12 protein-coding genes are annotated in these 17,522 nt (G+C 59.1%); 3 read left to right on the top strand and 9 right to left on the bottom strand.

What is annotated here, in order from left to right; genetic code table 11:
• Positions 1-15 precede the first annotated feature (15 nt).
• From AC3I65_RS23940 to rpsU, 4 genes are all read right to left on the bottom strand, one after another.
• A complete protein-coding gene (locus AC3I65_RS23940) occupies positions 16-3,759 on the bottom strand; it encodes a bifunctional diguanylate cyclase/phosphodiesterase (RefSeq protein WP_047228084.1) in 3,744 nt (1,247 codons plus the stop codon).
• Positions 3,760-3,883: 124 nt separating this feature from the next.
• Positions 3,884-5,731: an RNA polymerase sigma factor RpoD gene (gene rpoD / locus AC3I65_RS23935; protein WP_047228083.1), complete on the bottom strand. Its 1,848-nt coding sequence runs from the start codon at positions 5,729-5,731 to the stop codon at positions 3,884-3,886.
• A 67-nt stretch (positions 5,732-5,798) separates the two neighbouring features.
• Positions 5,799-7,757: a DNA primase gene (gene dnaG, locus AC3I65_RS23930; RefSeq protein WP_047228082.1), complete on the bottom strand. Its 1,959-nt coding sequence runs from the start codon at positions 7,755-7,757 to the stop codon at positions 5,799-5,801.
• Between the two features lie 476 nt (positions 7,758-8,233).
• Complete coding sequence (rpsU, locus tag AC3I65_RS23925; protein WP_002551877.1) at positions 8,234-8,449, bottom strand: 30S ribosomal protein S21; 216 nt, start codon at positions 8,447-8,449, stop codon at positions 8,234-8,236.
• Positions 8,450-8,648: 199 nt separating this feature from the next.
• On the opposite strand from rpsU, the gene tsaD reads away from it, so the two are divergent.
• Entirely contained in the window at positions 8,649-9,674 is a 1,026-nt protein-coding gene (gene tsaD, locus AC3I65_RS23920; protein WP_047228081.1) for a tRNA (adenosine(37)-N6)-threonylcarbamoyltransferase complex transferase subunit TsaD, read from the top strand.
• A 10-nt stretch (positions 9,675-9,684) separates the two neighbouring features.
• Here the strand turns inward: tsaD and plsY are convergent, their stop codons facing one another.
• On the bottom strand, positions 9,685-10,254 hold the full coding sequence (gene plsY / locus AC3I65_RS23915) for a glycerol-3-phosphate 1-O-acyltransferase PlsY (RefSeq protein WP_047228080.1): 570 nt from the start codon (positions 10,252-10,254) through the stop codon (positions 9,685-9,687).
• Between the two features lie 74 nt (positions 10,255-10,328).
• Here plsY and folB point away from each other — a divergent pair, with 74 nt between their 5' ends.
• Positions 10,329-10,682, top strand: a complete 354-nt coding sequence (folB, locus tag AC3I65_RS23910; RefSeq protein WP_186614295.1) for a dihydroneopterin aldolase — start codon at positions 10,329-10,331, stop codon at positions 10,680-10,682.
• Positions 10,673-11,200 carry a 2-amino-4-hydroxy-6-hydroxymethyldihydropteridine diphosphokinase gene (gene folK, locus AC3I65_RS23905; RefSeq protein ID WP_047228079.1) on the top strand — a complete coding sequence of 176 codons (528 nt, stop codon included), beginning with the start codon at positions 10,673-10,675 and terminating at the stop codon, positions 11,198-11,200. Before folB ends, folK begins: the two co-directional genes overlap by 10 nt.
• A 107-nt stretch (positions 11,201-11,307) precedes the next feature.
• Here the strand turns inward: folK and AC3I65_RS23900 are convergent, their stop codons facing one another.
• From AC3I65_RS23900 to AC3I65_RS23885, 4 genes are all read right to left on the bottom strand, one after another.
• Positions 11,308-12,534 (bottom strand): multifunctional CCA addition/repair protein, encoded by a 1,227-nt coding sequence (locus AC3I65_RS23900; RefSeq protein WP_047228078.1) that lies wholly within the window; start codon positions 12,532-12,534, stop codon positions 11,308-11,310.
• A gap of 63 nt (positions 12,535-12,597) precedes the next feature.
• Positions 12,598-14,163: a SpoVR family protein gene (locus AC3I65_RS23895; protein ID WP_047228077.1), complete on the bottom strand. Its 1,566-nt coding sequence runs from the start codon at positions 14,161-14,163 to the stop codon at positions 12,598-12,600.
• A complete protein-coding gene (locus tag AC3I65_RS23890; protein ID WP_047228076.1) occupies positions 14,160-15,431 on the bottom strand; it encodes a YeaH/YhbH family protein in 1,272 nt (423 codons plus the stop codon). The genes AC3I65_RS23895 and AC3I65_RS23890 overlap by 4 nt, the downstream gene beginning before the upstream one ends.
• Before the next feature lie 113 nt (positions 15,432-15,544).
• Positions 15,545-17,467: a PrkA family serine protein kinase gene (locus AC3I65_RS23885; RefSeq protein WP_047228075.1), complete on the bottom strand. Its 1,923-nt coding sequence runs from the start codon at positions 17,465-17,467 to the stop codon at positions 15,545-15,547.
• Positions 17,468-17,522: the final 55 nt, after the last annotated feature.

Raw genomic sequence — 17,522 nt, 5'->3', positions numbered from 1 at the left:
TCAGTAGGCCGCGGATTATAGCGACGGTTTCTCGGCTGTGCTATCCGAAAAATCCGATACGGTCATACGAAGAAACGTTGCGGCGAACTCTTCGGCGCACAGGGGCAGGCTGACGATGTAGCCCTGGATCTGTTCGCACCCTTCTTCAGCCAGGAATTGTTGTTGGGCCAGGGTCTCGACGCCTTCGGCGATGATGGTGAATTGCATACTGCGGCCCAGCGCGATGATTGCCCGCACGATGGCCACGTCGTGCGGGTCATCGGGCAGGCCACGGACGAAGGACTGGTCGATCTTGAGGAAGTCCAGTGGCAAACGCTTGAGATAGCTCAGGGAGGAGTAGCCGGTGCCGAAGTCGTCTATCGCCAGTTGCACACCGAGTTTTTTCAGCTGGTGCAGCACCGCGAGGGCTTCTTCGGCCTGGCTCATGATGAAGTTTTCGGTAATTTCCAGTTGCAACAAGCCGGGCTTGAGGTGGTGCTCACGCAGCAACTGTTCGATACGCCCCAGCAGGTTGGGTTGGCGCAATTGGGCTCCGGCAAGGTTGACCGACAGCGGGCCGAGGCTTTCGTAGGCGTCGTTCCATTCGGACAGTTGTCGACAGGCATGTTCCAGTACCCAGTCGCCAATCTGCAGGATCATGCCGTTTTCTTCGGCCAGCGGGATGAAATGCTCCGGCGGTACGTCGCCAAATGTGGGGTGGGTCCAGCGAATCAGCGCCTCGGCGCCCACCAGGCGATTGTCGGCAAGGCTGAATTTGGGTTGGAAGGACAACGATAATTCGTTGCGCTCGATGGCGCGTCGCAACTCGTGTTCCAGTGCCACCCGCTCACTGGCCTGGGCGGTGAGGTCGCGGGTGTAGCTTTCAACCCGGTTGCGGCCCTTGGCCTTGGAGCGGTACATCGCCGCGTCGGCATTCTTGACCAGCGTGGCGACGTCGCAGCCATCCTGTGGGTACAGGCTGGTGCCGATGCTGGCGCTGATGAAAAACTCATGTTCACCGGCCTGGAACGGTGCGGCAAAGCAATTCAACAGTTTTTGGGCAATGTGTTCGGCGTCGCTGGGTTGTTGCAGGCCTGGCAGCAGGATGATGAATTCGTCACCCCCCAGGCGCGCCACGGTATCGATATCGCGCAACTGCTCGCGCAGGCGCACGGCGATACCCTTGAGGAGCAGATCTCCCACCGGGTGTCCCAAGCTGTCATTGATGTGCTTGAAGCGGTCCAGGTCCAGGAACAGCACCGCACCCTGGCCGCCATCTTCCTGCTGGCTGTTGAGCGCCGTCAGTAATCGGCTTTCGAACAATGTGCGATTTGGCAGGCCGGTGAGCGGGTCGTGGTGCGCCTGGTAATCGAGTCGGGCCTGGGCGTGCTTGAGGCTGGAAATATCGGCAAAGACCGCAACGAAATGGGTGATTTCCCGATCCCGGTTACGCACCGCGCTGATGGTCAGCCAACTGGGATACAACTCGCCGTTTTTACGCCGGTTGGAAATCTCCCCCTGCCAGTGTCCCTCGGCGGTCAACTGGTGCCACATTGCGGCATAGAACGCACTGTCATGCAGGCCGGAAGCCAACAGCCGCGGCGTGTGACCCAAGGCTTCGGTTTCGCTATAGCCGGTGATCTCGCTGAAGGCGCGGTTCACCGCGCTGATGTGCTGTTGTGTATCGGTGATCAGCACGCCTTCGGCAGTGCTTTCGAACACGGTGGCTGCCTGTTGCAGTTTTTCCTGCATCAGGTGGCGTTCGGTGATGTCCCGGGCGATGGTCAGCATGCAGTCTTCGTTGCCGATGGGCAGAGGGCGGCTGGACACTTCGCAGAGCCTTATCTGCCCATCGTTACGGCGTATATGACATCTGAAGTCCCTGACATAACCGTCTCGTTGCAATTGGTCGAGCATCTGTTTGCGCTCATTGAGGTTGACCCAGATACCCAGGTCCAGGGTGGAACGGTCCACCGACAAGGCGCTATTGAAACCGGTAATACGGCTGAAGCCTTCGTTGACCTCAATCAGCAGGCCGTCGCTTTGCCGGGACAGTAGCAGGCCGTCGGGCGAGGCATGAAAGGCCTTGGCGAACTTCTCTTCGGAAGTCTGCAACTGCTGCTGTGTTTCCTTGAGCTGGCTGATATCACGCACTACCACGACCAGGGCTGGGGTGGTGTCGAGGTCGAAGGGTTCGGCCGAGATCAGCCCGGTGAACACCTGGCCATTGCTGCGACGGAAAGGCATCTCCAGATTGCGGATACTGCCGGCCTGTAATCGTTGCAGCAGGCCCGGGCCGACGTCCTGGATGCCCCAGATGTTCAGTTCGGTCGCGGTTTGGCCCACCACCTCTGCGGCGCTCAGGCCAATCTGCTCCTCGAAGGCTTTGTTGACCTCCAGCAGGCAACCGTCCATCAGGCGCGCTATCACCAGGATGTCCGGACATTGACGAAATACCGAGGCGAATTTTTGCTCGGAGAGGCGCAGGGCTTCCTCGGTGCGTTTGGCTTCGCTGATGTCGATCATCAGCCCGCGCATCACCGGTTCGTGGCCGTGTTCGATCAGGCTGACAATATCGCGCACCCACAGGCAGCGGCCGTCAGCAGTGATCACGCGGTAATCAATGCAATGGTCCCGGCCCGCCAGCACTTCATGCTCACAATAGCTCTGGGCGCGAATCAGGTCGGCAGGATGAATGATGTTGCGCCAGAACCCTGGAATCAGCCAGTGGGAGAGGGGATAACCGAGCAGATCTTCGGCGTGAGGCGACACGTAGCTGTAGGTGAAGTCACTGACCCTTGCCTCCCAGGCAATTGCTGAAAGGCTCTCCACCAGCCCGCGGTAGTGGTATTCGCTGCTGCGCAGTTCTTGTTCCAGATCGACTCGTCGCGCGATCTCTGAGCTGAGGCGGCGATTGATGCGAATCACCGCCGCAAGGACACCGCTCAAGAGGAGCAGCGCAGGCAAGCCGTAAACCAGCAGGTCTGACCAGAACCTTCGGTAATCTCGGACATTGCCGACCCATTTCTCCTGGATTTCGCTGATCTGGGCCGGGCTCATGTCCGCTATCACCTTGTCCAGGATACCCACCAGTATCCTGTTCTCCCGGGGGACGCCCATGGCCAGTTGATAGCGATAGGGTGTTTCTCCGCTGACATAGAGCCCGTCAAGCTTGAGTTGGCGCAGGCTCCAGACACTGGAAGCCAGGTCGCCCACCACCGCATCCACTTTATCTGTGGCCAAGGCTTGCAAGGCTGAGCTGACATTGGGCAGCGCCACCAGATTCAGGTCTGGATGGTGGTTGCGCAACAGTTCGTGGGGCGCATAGTTTTCCACCACGGCGATTTTCAGCCCGTACAAATCCTCAAGGTTATGAGGTTCTGCACCGCCATGATGGGCCAGGATGACGATGGGAAAGTCCAGATATGGGCGGGTGAAGGCCAGGTAGTTCTGACGTTCGGGCGTGGACATGATGCCGGGTAAAAGATCGATTTTGCCCTGTGCGACCTGCTCCAGCACCATCGTCCAGCTGACGGGCTCGATAGGCGTGAGCGTGACAGCCAGCCGCTCGCGGATAACATCCACGTAGTCGGCGGCCAGGCCCTGATACCGCCCCTGATCGTCGCGAAATTCGAACGGTGGCCAGGAGGCGTCGACACCCAGGCGCAGGTCGGGGTGGTCCTTGAGCCAGCGGCGCTCTTCGTCGGTGAGCGTCAGCGCGCCAGCCGTTGCGGTCCAGCTCATCAATGACAGCAAAATCACGGCCGTCAGTCTGGGCATCACGGTCTCGTCATGGCTTGGGGAGGATGTTTCGAGTGTAGACGGGCAATAGGGCGGGGGGGCGTAGCGGGGGGATTTTATCTGCACATAACAAAACCCCCGGCAGGGCCGGGGGTTTTTAACATCACTCGTCGAGGAAGGAGCGCAGGTGCTCGCTTCGCGTCGGGTGGCGCAATTTGCGCAAGGCCTTGGCCTCGATCTGACGAATCCGCTCGCGGGTTACGTCAAACTGCTTACCGACTTCCTCAAGGGTGTGGTCGGTATTCATGTCGATGCCGAAACGCATGCGCAGTACCTTGGCTTCACGGGCAGTGAGGCCGGAGAGCACTTCGCGAGTCGCTTCCTTGAGGCTCTCAACGGTGGCGACATCGATCGGCGACTGCATGGTGGAGTCTTCGATGAAGTCACCCAGATGGGAGTCTTCGTCATCACCGATCGGGGTTTCCATGGAGATCGGCTCTTTGGCGATCTTCAATACCTTGCGGATTTTGTCCTCAGGCATTTCCATGCGTTCGCCCAGCTCTTCCGGAGTCGGTTCACGACCCATCTCCTGCAACATCTGCCGGGAAATGCGGTTGAGCTTGTTGATGGTCTCGATCATGTGCACCGGAATACGGATGGTGCGGGCCTGGTCGGCGATCGAGCGAGTGATCGCCTGACGGATCCACCAGGTGGCATAAGTCGAGAACTTGTAGCCGCGACGGTATTCGAACTTGTCCACCGCTTTCATCAGGCCGATGTTGCCTTCCTGGATCAGATCGAGGAATTGCAGGCCGCGGTTGGTGTACTTCTTGGCGATGGAGATCACCAGACGCAAGTTCGCTTCGACCATCTCTTTCTTCGCGCGGCGGGCCTTGGCCTCACCGATCGACATGCGACGGTTGATGTCCTTGATCTCGGCGACGGTCAGGCCGGTTTCGGCCTCCAGCGCGGTCAGCTTCTGCTGGCAACGAATGATGTCCGGTTGCAGGCGGGCAATGGCTTCAGCGTATTTGCTTTTGCCTTTGGCCAGTGCATCGGTCCAGCTTTCGTCGACTTCGTGGCCAGGGAACTGACGCAGGAAATCAGCACGTGGCATGCGGGCATCACGCACGCACAGTTGCATGATCGCGCGCTCTTGCTGACGCAGACGATCCAGGGCGCCGCGGACACGCTCGACCAGGCCTTCGAATTGCTTTGGCACCAGTTTGATCGGCATGAACAGCTCGGCCAGTGCCAACAGCTCGGCAATTGCCTGCTTGTTGTTGCGGCCATGCTTCTTCAGCGCCTTGCGGGTGATTTCCATCTGGTCGGCCACAGCGCCGAAACGCTGGGCAGCGATGACCGGATCCGGACCGCTTTCGGCTTCTTCTTCGTCGTCGCTGGCTTCGGCGTCGTCGTCATCGGTGTCGTCGTCGGCCTTGGCGGCTTTCGCGTCGATCGGCGGCGGCACTTCGGCTGCAGGCGGCGCGATACCGTCGTCCGGGTCGATGTAACCGCTCAGGACGTCGGACAGGCGGCCACCTTCGGTGGTGACGCGGGTGTACTCGGAGAGAATATGGTCAACCGTGCCAGGGAAGTGCGCGATTGCGCCCATCACTTCGCGGATGCCTTCTTCAATGCGCTTGGCGATTTCGATTTCGCCTTCACGCGTGAGGAGCTCTACCGTACCCATTTCACGCATGTACATGCGCACGGGATCGGTGGTGCGACCAATGTCGGTCTCGACCGCTGCCAACGCTGCGGCCGCTTCTTCAGCGGCCGCCTCGTCGGTATCGGCGTCGGCCAGCATAAGGGCATCCTTATCTGGAGCAACCTCGAATACGTTGATCCCCATGTCGTTGATCATGCGGATGATGTCTTCCACCTGTTCCGGATCTGAAATATCCTCCGGCAGGTGGTCGTTGACCTCCGCGTAAGTCAGGTAGCCCTGCTCACGACCCAATAGGATCAACTCTTTGATACGAGACTGCTGTTGCGCTTTTCCGGACATAACACCCTATCCACTGAAGGTCTTGGCGGGCAAAAAACAAGCCGAGGATTATACCTGAGCTGTGACCTCACGCGCCAGTTGAGGTCGGGTTTGATGCGCAAACATTGCGGCTGAGTAAATCGCGCAATTGGTTTTTCTCTTCGCTGGTCAACTCGCTCTGGCGAGCTTTTCGCAGAAGTTGTTCCAGATTTCGCTCGCGTTGGCGGGCGGACAAGCTAGTAATGGTGTCGAAAAACTGTTGTTCAAGGTTGTCTCCATCAATCAACCATTCCTTCTCGGCCAGGGCCTTCAACAGGCGCCCTTGTTCGGTGCCGTGCCACCGGGCGATCAACTGGAAAGAGTTAAGTTTGGGGTTCTTCTGCACGGCTTCAAGGAGTGCGATCAGCAATTGCGTATTGCTGTGGTCCTCGGCGGCGAAGTGCCCGGCGTCCTCGACCTTTTCAGCCAGTTGCGGGTGGTGCAGCAAAGTCCGCAGGGCGGCCAGTGTTGGTGGTTCGACGGCGGCCGGCACGCGCGGGGCACGTGGCTGGTCGCGATCGCCGCGCTTACCGTTCTTGTCCCAGGGTTTTTTGTCCCATTTCTTGCCGCCGCTGCCCGGTTTCTTGGGTGTCCATTCCTGCGCAGGCGCGTAGTCCTGCTGAGGTTGATGATAGTCGGCGAAATCCGGCATCGCGTCGTAATCAATGCCTGGGTCGTAAGCCGGCGGTGCTTCCTGGGGGGCGCTGTGGACCAACTGATTGACCGCTTCACTGTTCAGGCCGGTGATTTCGGTCAGACGCTGGCGCATCAGTGTGCGCAAGTTGGCGCCGGGTACCTTGTCGATCAACGGTGCCGCGAGGGTGGCCATATGGGCCTTGCCTTCGAGGGAGCGTGGATCGGCTTCTTCGGTCAACTGCTGGAAAAAATAATCGGCCAGCGGTTGCGCGTGCTGGTTGATCCGCGCACGGAAAGCATCGGTGCCTTCGGAGCGCACCAGGGTATCCGGGTCCTCGCCCTCGGGTAAAAACAGAAAGCGCGCTCGCCGCCCATCCTGCAGGCATGGCAATGTCGCTTCCAGTGCTCGCCAGGCGGCATTGCGGCCGGCCTGATCGCCGTCGAAGCAGAACAGCACGCTGGGCACGACGCGAAACAGGCGCTTCATGTGCTCTTCGCTGGTGGCGGTGCCCAGGGTCGCAACGGCATTGCGCAAACCTTGCTGGGCCAGGGCGATCACGTCCATGTAACCTTCGACGACGATGATTTCGTCGAGGTTGCGGTTGTTCTTGCGCGCTTCGTACAGCCCGTAGAGTTCCTGTCCTTTATGGAATACCGGGGTCTCCGGGGAGTTCAGATACTTGGGTTTGTCGTCGCCCAGGACCCTGCCGCCAAACGCGATGATCCGTCCGCGCGTGTCACGGATCGGGAACATTACCCGGTCGCGGAAGCGATCATAGCGCTTGCCGGTTTCGGCATTCTCGATCAGCAGGCCGGCGTCGATCATCGCGCGCTGCTGCAAGGTGTCGCTGCTTAAGTGCTTGTACAGATTGTCCCAGCCGGGTGGGGCAAAGCCGAGGCCGAAATCCCGGGCGATTTCCCCGGTCAGGCCGCGGCCCTTGAGATAATCCACGGCTGCCTTGCGGGCAGGATGGCTTTTGAGGGCCTGGCGATAAAAATCGGCCGCCGCAGTCAGCAATGGGTAGAGCGGCGAGTCGGTGGGTTGGCGCGGTTTGTGCGCTCGGCCACTTTCCTCGCGGGGAATTTCCATGCCGGCGGCTTTGGCCAGTTCTTCGACAGCCTGGGGGAAGTCCAGGTTGTCGTGGTCCATGATGAAGCCGAGGGCATTGCCGCCAGCGCCACAGCCGAAACAGTAGTAAAACTGTTTGTCGGGGCTGACGCTGAAGGACGGGGTCTTTTCCTTGTGGAACGGGCAGCAGGCCGTGTAATTCTTGCCGGCTTTTTTCATTTGCAGGCGAGAGCTGACCACATCGACGATGTCGGTGCGGTTCAGGAGGTCGTCAATAAAGCTCTGGGGAATCAGCCCGGCCATGGCGTTCTCATCATCACTGCGCGAAATATGGACCCGAAATCAGCAGGCGTAACCGACTCTTGGTCTTGAGGCACGGTAAAACGGTGGCTCGACCGGGTCGTCTGCATCATCGCTGTCGGGAAGTGTATCTGCCGATAGTCCACTGACGTTAATCACTAATCAGTATTCGACTGTTTGAATATGTTGCGCTGAGTCCGGTAACGGCCGTTCAGGCCTCGGATCATCAGGCGGGCACGCAAGCAGGTGCCTTGGGCTGATCGTCGTTAGAGGAATCAGGGTGTGCTCGTCAGTAGCCTTGGAAGGCTCGTCAGAAGAGACGTGCACCGCTGGCAAAAGAGCCAGGTCTGACGTGGTAAAGCAGGTTGTCTCGGTCGCATGTGCGACTTTGACAGTGAAGCATCAAGCGTTTTCCGCAAATGCCATAAGCCCGGCTTGAGGGCCGGGCTTGGCAGAAGCTTGCTACGGACGTCTGTGTATTAGTACAGACGTACGGCGCGGCGCTGTTCGCGCTGAACTTTCTTGGCGTGACGCTTAACAGCGGCTGCTGCTTTGCGCTTACGCTCGGAAGTCGGCTTCTCGTAGAATTCGCGGCTACGAACTTCAGCCAGAACACCGGCTTTTTCGCAGGAGCGCTTGAAACGACGCAGAGCTACGTCGAAGGGTTCGTTCTCTTTTACTTTGACGGCTGGCATCCAGAGCTACCTTCATTCATTACCGGGGTCAACATCCTCGCGGCAAAAGAGCACTTGAAGACGTCGGTTTTTAAGGGTTGCGGATGTTAACCCCTCATCGCTCGGAATGCAAAGCCTCTGATCGAAAACCGCTGGTCGGGGCACAACGTGACGACTATTATGCGCGCCTTCGAATTCAGCCTCTACAAGGCGCAAACCCATGCTAGTACTGGGATTAGAAACCTCCTGCGACGAAACCGGTGTCGCATTATACGACAGTGAACGCGGCCTGTTGGCCGATGCGCTGTTCAGCCAGATCGACCTGCACCGCGCCTATGGCGGCGTGGTGCCCGAGCTTGCGTCCCGCGATCACGTCAAGCGCATGCTGCCCTTGATTCGCCAGGTCCTGGCCGAGGCCGGCTGTGTGCCGACCGAGATCGACGCCATTGCCTACACCGCCGGGCCGGGCCTGGTGGGCGCGCTGCTGGTGGGTGCTTCCTGTGCCCAGGCGCTCGCCTTCGCCTGGGGTATCCCGGCCTTGGGTGTGCATCACATGGAAGGTCATTTGCTGGCGCCGATGCTGGAGCCGCAACCGCCGGAGTTTCCGTTCGTCGCTTTGTTGGTCTCTGGCGGTCATACCCAGTTGGTCCGGGTCGATGGCATCGGCCAATACGAACTGTTGGGGGAAACCCTGGACGACGCTGCCGGTGAAGCCTTCGACAAGACCGCGAAGATGATGGGCCTCAATTACCCGGGCGGACCGGAAATCGCACGGTTGGCGGCCCACGGAGTGGAAGGGCGTTTCGTCTTCCCGCGGCCGATGTGTGACCGCCCCGGCCTGGATTTCAGCTTCAGCGGCCTGAAAACCTTCGCCCTGAACACCTGGCAGCAATGCGTCAGCGCCGGAGACGACGGCGAGCAAGCCCGTTGCGACATCTCGCTGGCGTTCCAGCAGGCGGTGGTGGAGACTTTGACCATCAAGTGCAAGCGGGCCCTGAAACAGGCCGGACTCAAGCGTCTGGTGATCGCTGGCGGAGTCAGTGCGAACAAGGCTTTGCGCGTGTCACTAGAGAACATGCTTGGCAGCATGAACGGCGACGTTTACTACGCCAGGCCGGAGTTCTGCACAGATAACGGGGCGATGATTGCCTTCGCCGGATGCCAGCGTTTGCAAGCCGGCCAGCACGAAAGCCTGGCAATCAGCGTGCAGGCGCGCTGGCCCATGGAGCAGTTGTCACCGCTGTAGGGCGATTGGATTAAAAATGCCGTTCGCGCCCGGCAAACAGGTCGCGTAGATTGCCCCGGTGGCGCCAGACGATCAGTGCAACGAGTGCCGTCACCGGCAGCAAGGCCGCCGGCTCCTGCCAGGCCAGCAATGGCAGGATCAGCGGTGTGGCGATCAGGGCGGCCAGGGAGCTGGTACGGGTCAGGTAGAACGTCAGCAGCCAGGCAGCGACGGCCAGCAGGGCGGCGGGTGGATACAGACCCAGCAGCATGCCGGCGGCGGTGGCGACACCCTTGCCGCCGCGAAAGCGAAAGTACAGCGGGAACAAGTGACCGAGGACGGCGCAGACACCGATCCAGGCCTGTTGCTGCAACGAAAGTCCTGCAAGATTGGCGAGCAGAACCGGGACAAGGCCTTTGCAGAGGTCGCCAAGCAAGGTCAGGATGGCAAGTTTGCGTCCGGCCAGGCGCAGCATGTTGGTGGCGCCGGCATTGCCCGAGCCACTCATTCGCGGATCCGGGCGACCGGTCAGGCGGCTGAGCAAAATGGCGAAGGACAGCGAGCCGAGCAGGTAGGCGAAAGTCGCCAGTAACCAAAACATGCTAACTATTCCGGGCGAGGACGCCCTGATTCTAACGGCGCATTGCGCCCTTGTCGTGCTGCGGAGAAGAGTGCTTGGACAGAGTGTTTATCGAAGGCCTGGAAGTCGACACGGTCATTGGTGCCTACGACTGGGAGCGCGGCATCCGCCAGTGTCTGCGGCTGGATCTGAGTTTCGCCTGGGATAACCGTCCGGCCGCCGCCGGCGATGACCTGACCCTGGCGCTCGACTACGCCAGCGTATCGTCGCGCATCCAGGCATTTGCCGAGCAAGCCCAGTTCCAATTGGTCGAGACCTTTGCCGAACGACTGGCCCAGGCGCTGATGGAGGAGTTCAAGATTACCTGGCTGCGTCTGAAAGTGACCAAGCCCGGCGCTGTGCCGGCCGCCAGTGGCGTGGGCGTGGAGATCGAGCGCGGATGTCGCTGACTCAGGTTTTTCTCGGGCTCGGCAGCAATATCGAGCGCGAAGCCCACTTGTGCGCAGGTCTCGAAGCCCTTGCCGGTTTCCTGGTGGACATACGCTGTTCGGCGGTGTTCGAGAGCCAGCCGGTGGGGATCAAGAGCGGGCCTTTTTTCAATTTCGTCGTAGCTGCCTACACGGATCTGCCGCTGATGGAGCTGGACCGTCGCCTCAAGTTCATCGAAGCAGACAACGGTCGTTATGCGCCGGACCGTAAAGGGCTGCCGCTGGATATCGACGTGTTGTTGTATGGCGAGCAGGTCGGCAATTTCGACGGCTTGATCCTGCCCCGCGCCGAAATTCTCAAGAACGCCTTTGTCCTGTGGCCATTGTCGTTGATTGCACCCGATCGGATACATCCTGGCGTAGGCAAAAGCTTCGCGACTTTGTGGGATGAGTCGCAGATTGACCAGGTGTTGGCTCCGGTGGCTTTTGAATGGCGGGGTGTACCGCTCACGCCTTTGGAGCTGCTGTCAGGCCTCTGACGTCATCGCGAGCAGGCTCGCTCCGACATTGCGCCTGAGCGGCCCGCGATGCCTGTGGGAGCGAGCCTGCTCGCGATGGCCGAGATGCAAGCCGATACAAAGCTTTCTCAGCTCGCCGCGTCTTTATACGCTTTCAATGCCCGAAGACGCTCGCGCTTGATCGCCTCGCCCAGTTCAGGTCCCTTGAAGCCTTTTTCCAGCAAGGGCTGCACCGCTACTCCGCGTGCGGCCGCTGCCGCTCCACGCAGGTAATCCGCCTGTGGATAACTTCGACTCTCCAGGCCCTTGCGGCCGCGCGCATCCATCTCGCACGCGGCGATGAACTCCTCGAAGCGCTGAGGGCGGCGATACACGTCAAAACTCTGCAACAGCTCAAGCAAAGTGGATGCCTTCAGCTCAAGCGCACGATGGCCGTGGGTATGGTATTGACCGACCAATAAAGCCAACTCCTGACAGTCGCGCGGCGCCTTGAAACGTTCATTGACCGCCTTGATCAGCTTCAGGCCCGTGTGTTCATGGGCGATATGCCGGGGCCATTCGTGCGCGGGCGTCAGGCCTTTGCCCAAGTCATGCAGCAGGCACGCCCAACGAACTGTCAGGGGCTGTTCATGCAGCGCGGCCTGCTCCAGCACGCTCAGGGTATGGACGCCGGTGTCGATTTCAGGGTGATGGGCCTCGGGTTGCGGCACGCCGAACAGTGCATCCACCTCGGGCATCAAGACTTTGAGGGCTGTGCAATCGCGCAGGACCTGGATAAACACCTGCGGTTGTTTTTCCATGAGAGCGCGGGAAATTTCTTTCCAGCTGCGTTCGGCGGTCAAGGCTTGCAGTTCGCCCGAGTCGCTGAGCTGGCGCATCAGTTCCAGGGTTTCGTCCGCCACTTTGAAACCGAGCGGAGCATAGCGCGCGGCAAAGCGGGCAACCCGCAGGACCCTGAGTGGATCTTCGGCGAACGCGGGGGAAACATGACGTAGCAGGCGGGCTTTGAGATCGCGTTGGCCGTGATACGGGTCGGTAAGATTGCCATGGTCATCTTCGGCCATGGCGTTGATCGTCAGGTCCCTGCGGATCAGGTCTTCTTCGAGGGTCACTTCAGGGCTGGCATGGAACACGAAGCCGCCATAACCGCGGCCACTTTTGCGTTCTGTGCGGGCGAGGGCGTATTCCTCCCCGGTCTTGGGATCAAGGAATACCGGAAAGTCAGCTCCCACCGGGCGAAAGCCCTTGGCGAGCATATCCTCGGCCGTAGCCCCCACCACGACCCGATCAATGTCGGTGACAGGAATGCCCAGCAGGCGATCGCGAACGGCGCCGCCGACTTTATAGATCTGCATAAAAAACCTCCGTTGGTCTGACAGGATAACCTTTGCGCCAGGCCTTCGGAGGTGAAAACGGGTTCAAAGATGAATGACAGCCAAGTCCAACCGGCCATAATCTCCTTCGGTTTGCTCGGTTCTGGGGGGCACGTGATGGGTTTTCATCACCTGCTCGCCTTGCAGGGTTTCGAGATGGATGTCGAAACCCCAGAGGCGGTGCAGGTGCTTGAGGACTTCATCGGTTGAGTCGCCCAACGGTTTGCGATCATGCGCCTGATGGCGCAGCGTCAGCGAGCGATCGCCCCGGCGATCGATGCTGTAGATCTGAACGTTGGGTTCGCGGTTGCCCAGGTTGTATTGCGCCGCCAGTGTCTCGCGGATGACGCGATAACCGCTTTCATCGTGGATGGCAGGCACCAGCAGGTCATCTTTCTGGTCATCATCGAGGATGCTGAACAGTTTCAGGTCGCGGATGACCTTGGGCGAGAGGTACTGGAGGATGAAGCTCTCGTCCTTGAAGCTGCTCATGGCGAATTTGATAGCGGACAACCAGTCCGAGCCGGCGATGTCCGGGAACCAGCGCCGATCCTCCTCTGTGGGGTTTTCACACATGCGCCGGATATCGCGGTACATGGCAAAGCCCAGTGCATAAGGGTTGATGCCGCTGTAATACGGGCTGTCGAAACCGGGCTGGAACACCACGCTGGTGTGGGACGTGAGGAACTCCATCATAAAACCGTCGGTGACCAGGCCTTCGTCGTACAGGTCGTTCATGAGCGTGTAATGCCAGAACGTGGCCCAGCCTTCGTTCATGACCTGGGTCTGGCGTTGCGGATAAAAATATTGAGCGATCTTGCGCACGATGCGCACGATCTCCCTCTGCCACGGCTCCAGCAGCGGAGCGTGTTTTTCAATGAAATAGAGGATGTTTTCCTGAGGCTCGGCAGGGAAGCGCGCGTTGTCTTTCTCGCTGTACTTGTCGGCCCCTTTGGGAATGGTGCGCCACAGATCGTTGATCTGCTTTTGCAGATGTTCTTCGCGATCCTTTTGACGCCGGCGTTCTTCTTCGGCGGAAATCGGATACGGTCGTTTGTAGCGGTCCACGCCGTAGTTCATCAGCGCGTGGCAGGAGTCCAGCAGGTCTTCCACGGCATCGATGCCGTGACGCTCCTCGCATTGCATGATGTATTGCTTGGCAAATACCAGGTAATCGATGATTGAGCTGGCATCGGTCCAGGTGCGAAACAGGTAATTACCCTTGAAGAAGCTGTTGTGGCCGTAGCAAGCATGGGCCACCACCAAGGCCTGCATGCAGATGGTGTTTTCTTCCATCAGGTAGGCGATGCAAGGGTCGGAGTTGATCACGATCTCATAGGCCAACCCCATCTGGCCGCGGCTGTAGGACTTCTCGGTACTGAGGAAGTGCTTGCCGTAGGACCAGTGGTGATAGCCCAAAGGCATGCCGACCGACGCGTAGGCGTCCATCATCTGCTCGGCGGTGATCACCTCGATCTGGTTCGGGTAAGTGTCCAGGGCATAACGGTCCGCGATACGGCTGATTTCCCGGTCGTAGGCCTGGATCAGCTCGAACGTCCATTCGGAGCCGGTGGAGATGGGTTGACGCTTCTGCTCTTTTTTGGCGGTCATGTCACTAACCTGCGCTGGAAGAGTTCACGGAAGACCGGGTAGATGTCCCCGGCCGAGACCAGTTGCTGCTGGGCAAATGTGTCGGAAAACGCTTCGGCAATGCGTTCATATTCGTACCACAAGGCCTGATGTTCCCGTGGAGTAATTTCCACATAGGTGTAGTACTGGACGAACGGCATGATCTGGTTGATCAGGATGTCGCGGCAAATGGGTGAATCATCGTTCCAGTTGTCGCCGTCGGACGCCTGGGCGGCGTAGATGTTCCATTCATTGGCCGGATAGCGTTCGGCCATGATTTCCTGCATCAACTTCAGGGCACTGGAAACGATCGTGCCGCCGGTTTCCCGGGAATAGAAGAACTCCTCTTCGTCCACTTCCCTGGCGCTGGTGTGGTGGCGGATGAACACCACATCGATCTTGTCGTAGTTCCGTTTGAGGAACAGGTACAACAGGATGAAGAAACGCTTGGCAATATCCTTGGTGGCCTGGGTCATGGACCCCGACACGTCCATCAGGCAGAACATCACGGCCTTGGAGCTGGGGTTGGGTTGTTTCACCAGCAGGTTGTACTTGAGGTCGAAGGTATCGAGAAATGGCACACGGTGAATCCGCGCGCTAAGTTTTTCGATCTCCGCTTCCAGCTCCTGAATATCGCCAAAATTGTCGGGTTCTTCGCGCTTGAGGCGGGCGAGCTCCTCCTTTGTCTCGCGCAACTTTGCCCGGCTGCTGCCAGACAGCGCGATGCGCCGGGCATGGGCCGAGCGAAGCGTACGGATAATGTTGATACGCGAAGGATTGCCTTCATTGCTGATGCCGGCGCGCACCGTCTTGAACGTATCGGTGCCGGTCAGGTTGCGCTTGACCAGATTCGGCAGCTCGAGGTCCTCGAACATGAACTCCAGGAATTCCTCCTGGGTAATCTGGAACACGAATTCGTCCATGCCCTCGCCGGAGTTACCGGCCTTGCCTGGACCTCTCCCGCCACCTCCGCCTTGCGGACGCGGAATGTGTTCGCCGCTGGTGAATTCCTTGTTGCCGGGGTGCACGACAGTCTGTTTGCCGCCACGCCCGTGGTGAAGCACCGGCTCGTCGATGTCGCGTCCGGGGATGCTGATCTGCTCGCCATGTTCCATGTCGGTAATGGAACGGCGACTGACCGCCTCTTCGACGGCCTTCTTGATATGGTCGCGGTAACGCCGCAGAAACCGCTGGCGGTTCACCGTGCTTTTGTTCTTGCCATTAAGGCGTCGGTCGATCACATAGCTCATAGGTGGCCCTCTGGGCAGCTTCAAGTTCTCAGCTTCAAGCTGCAAGCCGCAAGCGCAGGGACGGTGAGCGCCCCTGCAGCTCAAGGCTTGAAGCTTGCCGCTGCTTCACTGCCTCACTGCGATTTCCGGACCCGCAGGTACCACTCGGAGAGCAGTCGTACCTGTTTGTCGGTGTAGCCACGTTCGACCATGCGTGTGACGAAGTCGTTGTGTTTTTGCTGGTCCTCCTTGCTGGCCTTGGCGTTGAAACTGATGACTGGCAGCAGGTCTTCGGTGTTGGAGAACATTTTCTTCTCGATGACCACCCGCAGCTTCTCGTAGCTGAGCCAGGTCGGGTTCTTGCCGTTGTTGTTGGCCCGGGCCCGCAAGACGAAGTTGACGATTTCGTTGCGGAAATCCTTGGGGTTGCTGATCCCGGCCGGTTTCTCGATTTTTTCCAGTTCCTCGTTCAGCGCCACGCGGTTGAGGATTTCGCCGGTTTCCGGATCGCGGTATTCCTGATCCTGGATCCAGAAGTCCGCGTAAAGCACGTAGCGATCGAAGATGTTCTGCCCATATTCGCTGTAGGACTCCAGGTACGCGGTCTGGATTTCCTTGCCGATGAACTCGATATAACGCGGAGCCAGATACTCCTTCAGGAAACGCAGGTAACGCTCGCGGGTTTCCGCCTGGAATTGTTCCTGCTCGATCTGCTGTTCCAGCACATACAGCAGGTGAACCGGGTTGGCTGCGATCTCGTGTGGATCGAAGTTGAAGACCTTGGACAGAATCTTGAAGGCAAAACGCGTGGACAGACCATTCATCCCTTCGTCGACCCCCGCGTTGTCGCGGTATTCCTGGATCGACTTGGCCTTCGGATCAGTGTCCTTGAGGTTCTCACCGTCATAGACGCGCATCTTCGAATAGATGTTGGAGTTTTCCGGCTCCTTCAGGCGCGACAGCACCGTGAACTGGGCAAGCATCTTCAGTGTGTCGGGGGCGCAGTGGGCCTTGGACAACGAGCTGTTGAACAGGAGCTTGTCGTAGATCTTGACCTCATCGGTGACTCGCAGGCAGTAGGGCACCTTGACGATGTAGATCCGGTCGATGAAGGCTTCGTTGTTCTTGTTGTTGCGGAAGGTGTGCCATTCCGATTCGTTGGAGTGCGCCAGCAGGATGCCGCTGAACGGAATCGCCCCGAGGCCTTCAGTGCTGTTGTAGTTGCCTTCCTGGGTTGCGGTCAGCAGGGGGTGCAGCACTTTGATGGGCGCCTTGAACATTTCGACGAATTCCATCAGGCCTTGGTTGGCCCGGCACAGCGCACCCGAATAGCTGTAGGCGTCGGCGTCGTTTTGAGGAAACTCTTCCAGCTTGCGGATATCGACCTTGCCCACGAGGGCCGAAATGTCCTGGTTGTTTTCATCCCCCGGTTCGGTCTTGGCCACCGCGATCTGGTTGAGGATCGAAGGGTAGAGCTTGACCACCCGGAACTGGCTGATGTCACCGCCGAACTCGGCCAGGCGCTTGGTGGCCCATGGCGACATGATGGTATTGAGGTAGCGGCGCGGAATACCGAAGTCTTCCTCCAGAATCGCGCCATCTTCGGTAGCGTTGAACAGCCCCAGGGGGGATTCGAACACGGGAGAACCCTTGATGGCGTAGAAGGGCACCTTTTCGATCAGTTCCTTGAGCTTCTCGGCCAGGGACGATTTACCGCCGCCGACGGGACCAAGCAGGTACAGGATCTGTTTCTTTTCTTCCAGACCCTGAGCTGCGTGGCGGAAATAGGACACGATCTGGTCGATGCACTCTTCCATGCCATGGAAGTCCTGGAAGGTCGGATAGCGGCGAATCACCTTGTTGGAAAAGATCCGCGAAAGCCTCGAATTGGCCGAGGTATCCAGCAGTTCCGGTTCTCCGATTGCCAGCAACAGGCGTTCCGCAGCCGATGCGTAGGCGCTGCGGTCCTGCTTGCAGAGATCGAGGTATTCCTGCAGCGAGTATTCCTCCTGCCGCGTGGACTCGAAACGTTGCTGGAAGTGGCTAAAAATACTCATGACGTCACCTCGCTCGATACGTGGAGCCGGTGTCGGATCAATCAGTCGATGCTGG

It is taken from the genome of Pseudomonas sp. N-1-13, from assembly GCF_057787095.1.
This window is presented reverse-complemented; position numbering and strand designations above follow the sequence as displayed.

Coding starts and splice junctions, on each gene's coding strand:
- AC3I65_RS23940 (WP_047228084.1), bottom strand. CDS start 3,759: ATGCCCAGACTGACGGCCGTGATTTTGCTGTCATTGATGAGCTGGACC.
- rpoD (WP_047228083.1), bottom strand. CDS start 5,731: ATGTCCGGAAAAGCGCAACAGCAGTCTCGTATCAAAGAGTTGATCCTA.
- dnaG (WP_047228082.1), bottom strand. CDS start 7,757: ATGGCCGGGCTGATTCCCCAGAGCTTTATTGACGACCTCCTGAACCGC.
- rpsU (WP_002551877.1), bottom strand. CDS start 8,449: ATGCCAGCCGTCAAAGTAAAAGAGAACGAACCCTTCGACGTAGCTCTG.
- tsaD (WP_047228081.1), top strand. CDS start 8,649: ATGCTAGTACTGGGATTAGAAACCTCCTGCGACGAAACCGGTGTCGCA.
- plsY (WP_047228080.1), bottom strand. CDS start 10,254: ATGTTTTGGTTACTGGCGACTTTCGCCTACCTGCTCGGCTCGCTGTCC.
- folK (WP_047228079.1), top strand. CDS start 10,673: ATGTCGCTGACTCAGGTTTTTCTCGGGCTCGGCAGCAATATCGAGCGC.
- AC3I65_RS23900 (WP_047228078.1), bottom strand. CDS start 12,534: ATGCAGATCTATAAAGTCGGCGGCGCCGTTCGCGATCGCCTGCTGGGC.
- AC3I65_RS23895 (WP_047228077.1), bottom strand. CDS start 14,163: ATGACCGCCAAAAAAGAGCAGAAGCGTCAACCCATCTCCACCGGCTCC.
- AC3I65_RS23890 (WP_047228076.1), bottom strand. CDS start 15,431: ATGAGCTATGTGATCGACCGACGCCTTAATGGCAAGAACAAAAGCACG.
- AC3I65_RS23885 (WP_047228075.1), bottom strand. CDS start 17,467: ATGAGTATTTTTAGCCACTTCCAGCAACGTTTCGAGTCCACGCGGCAG.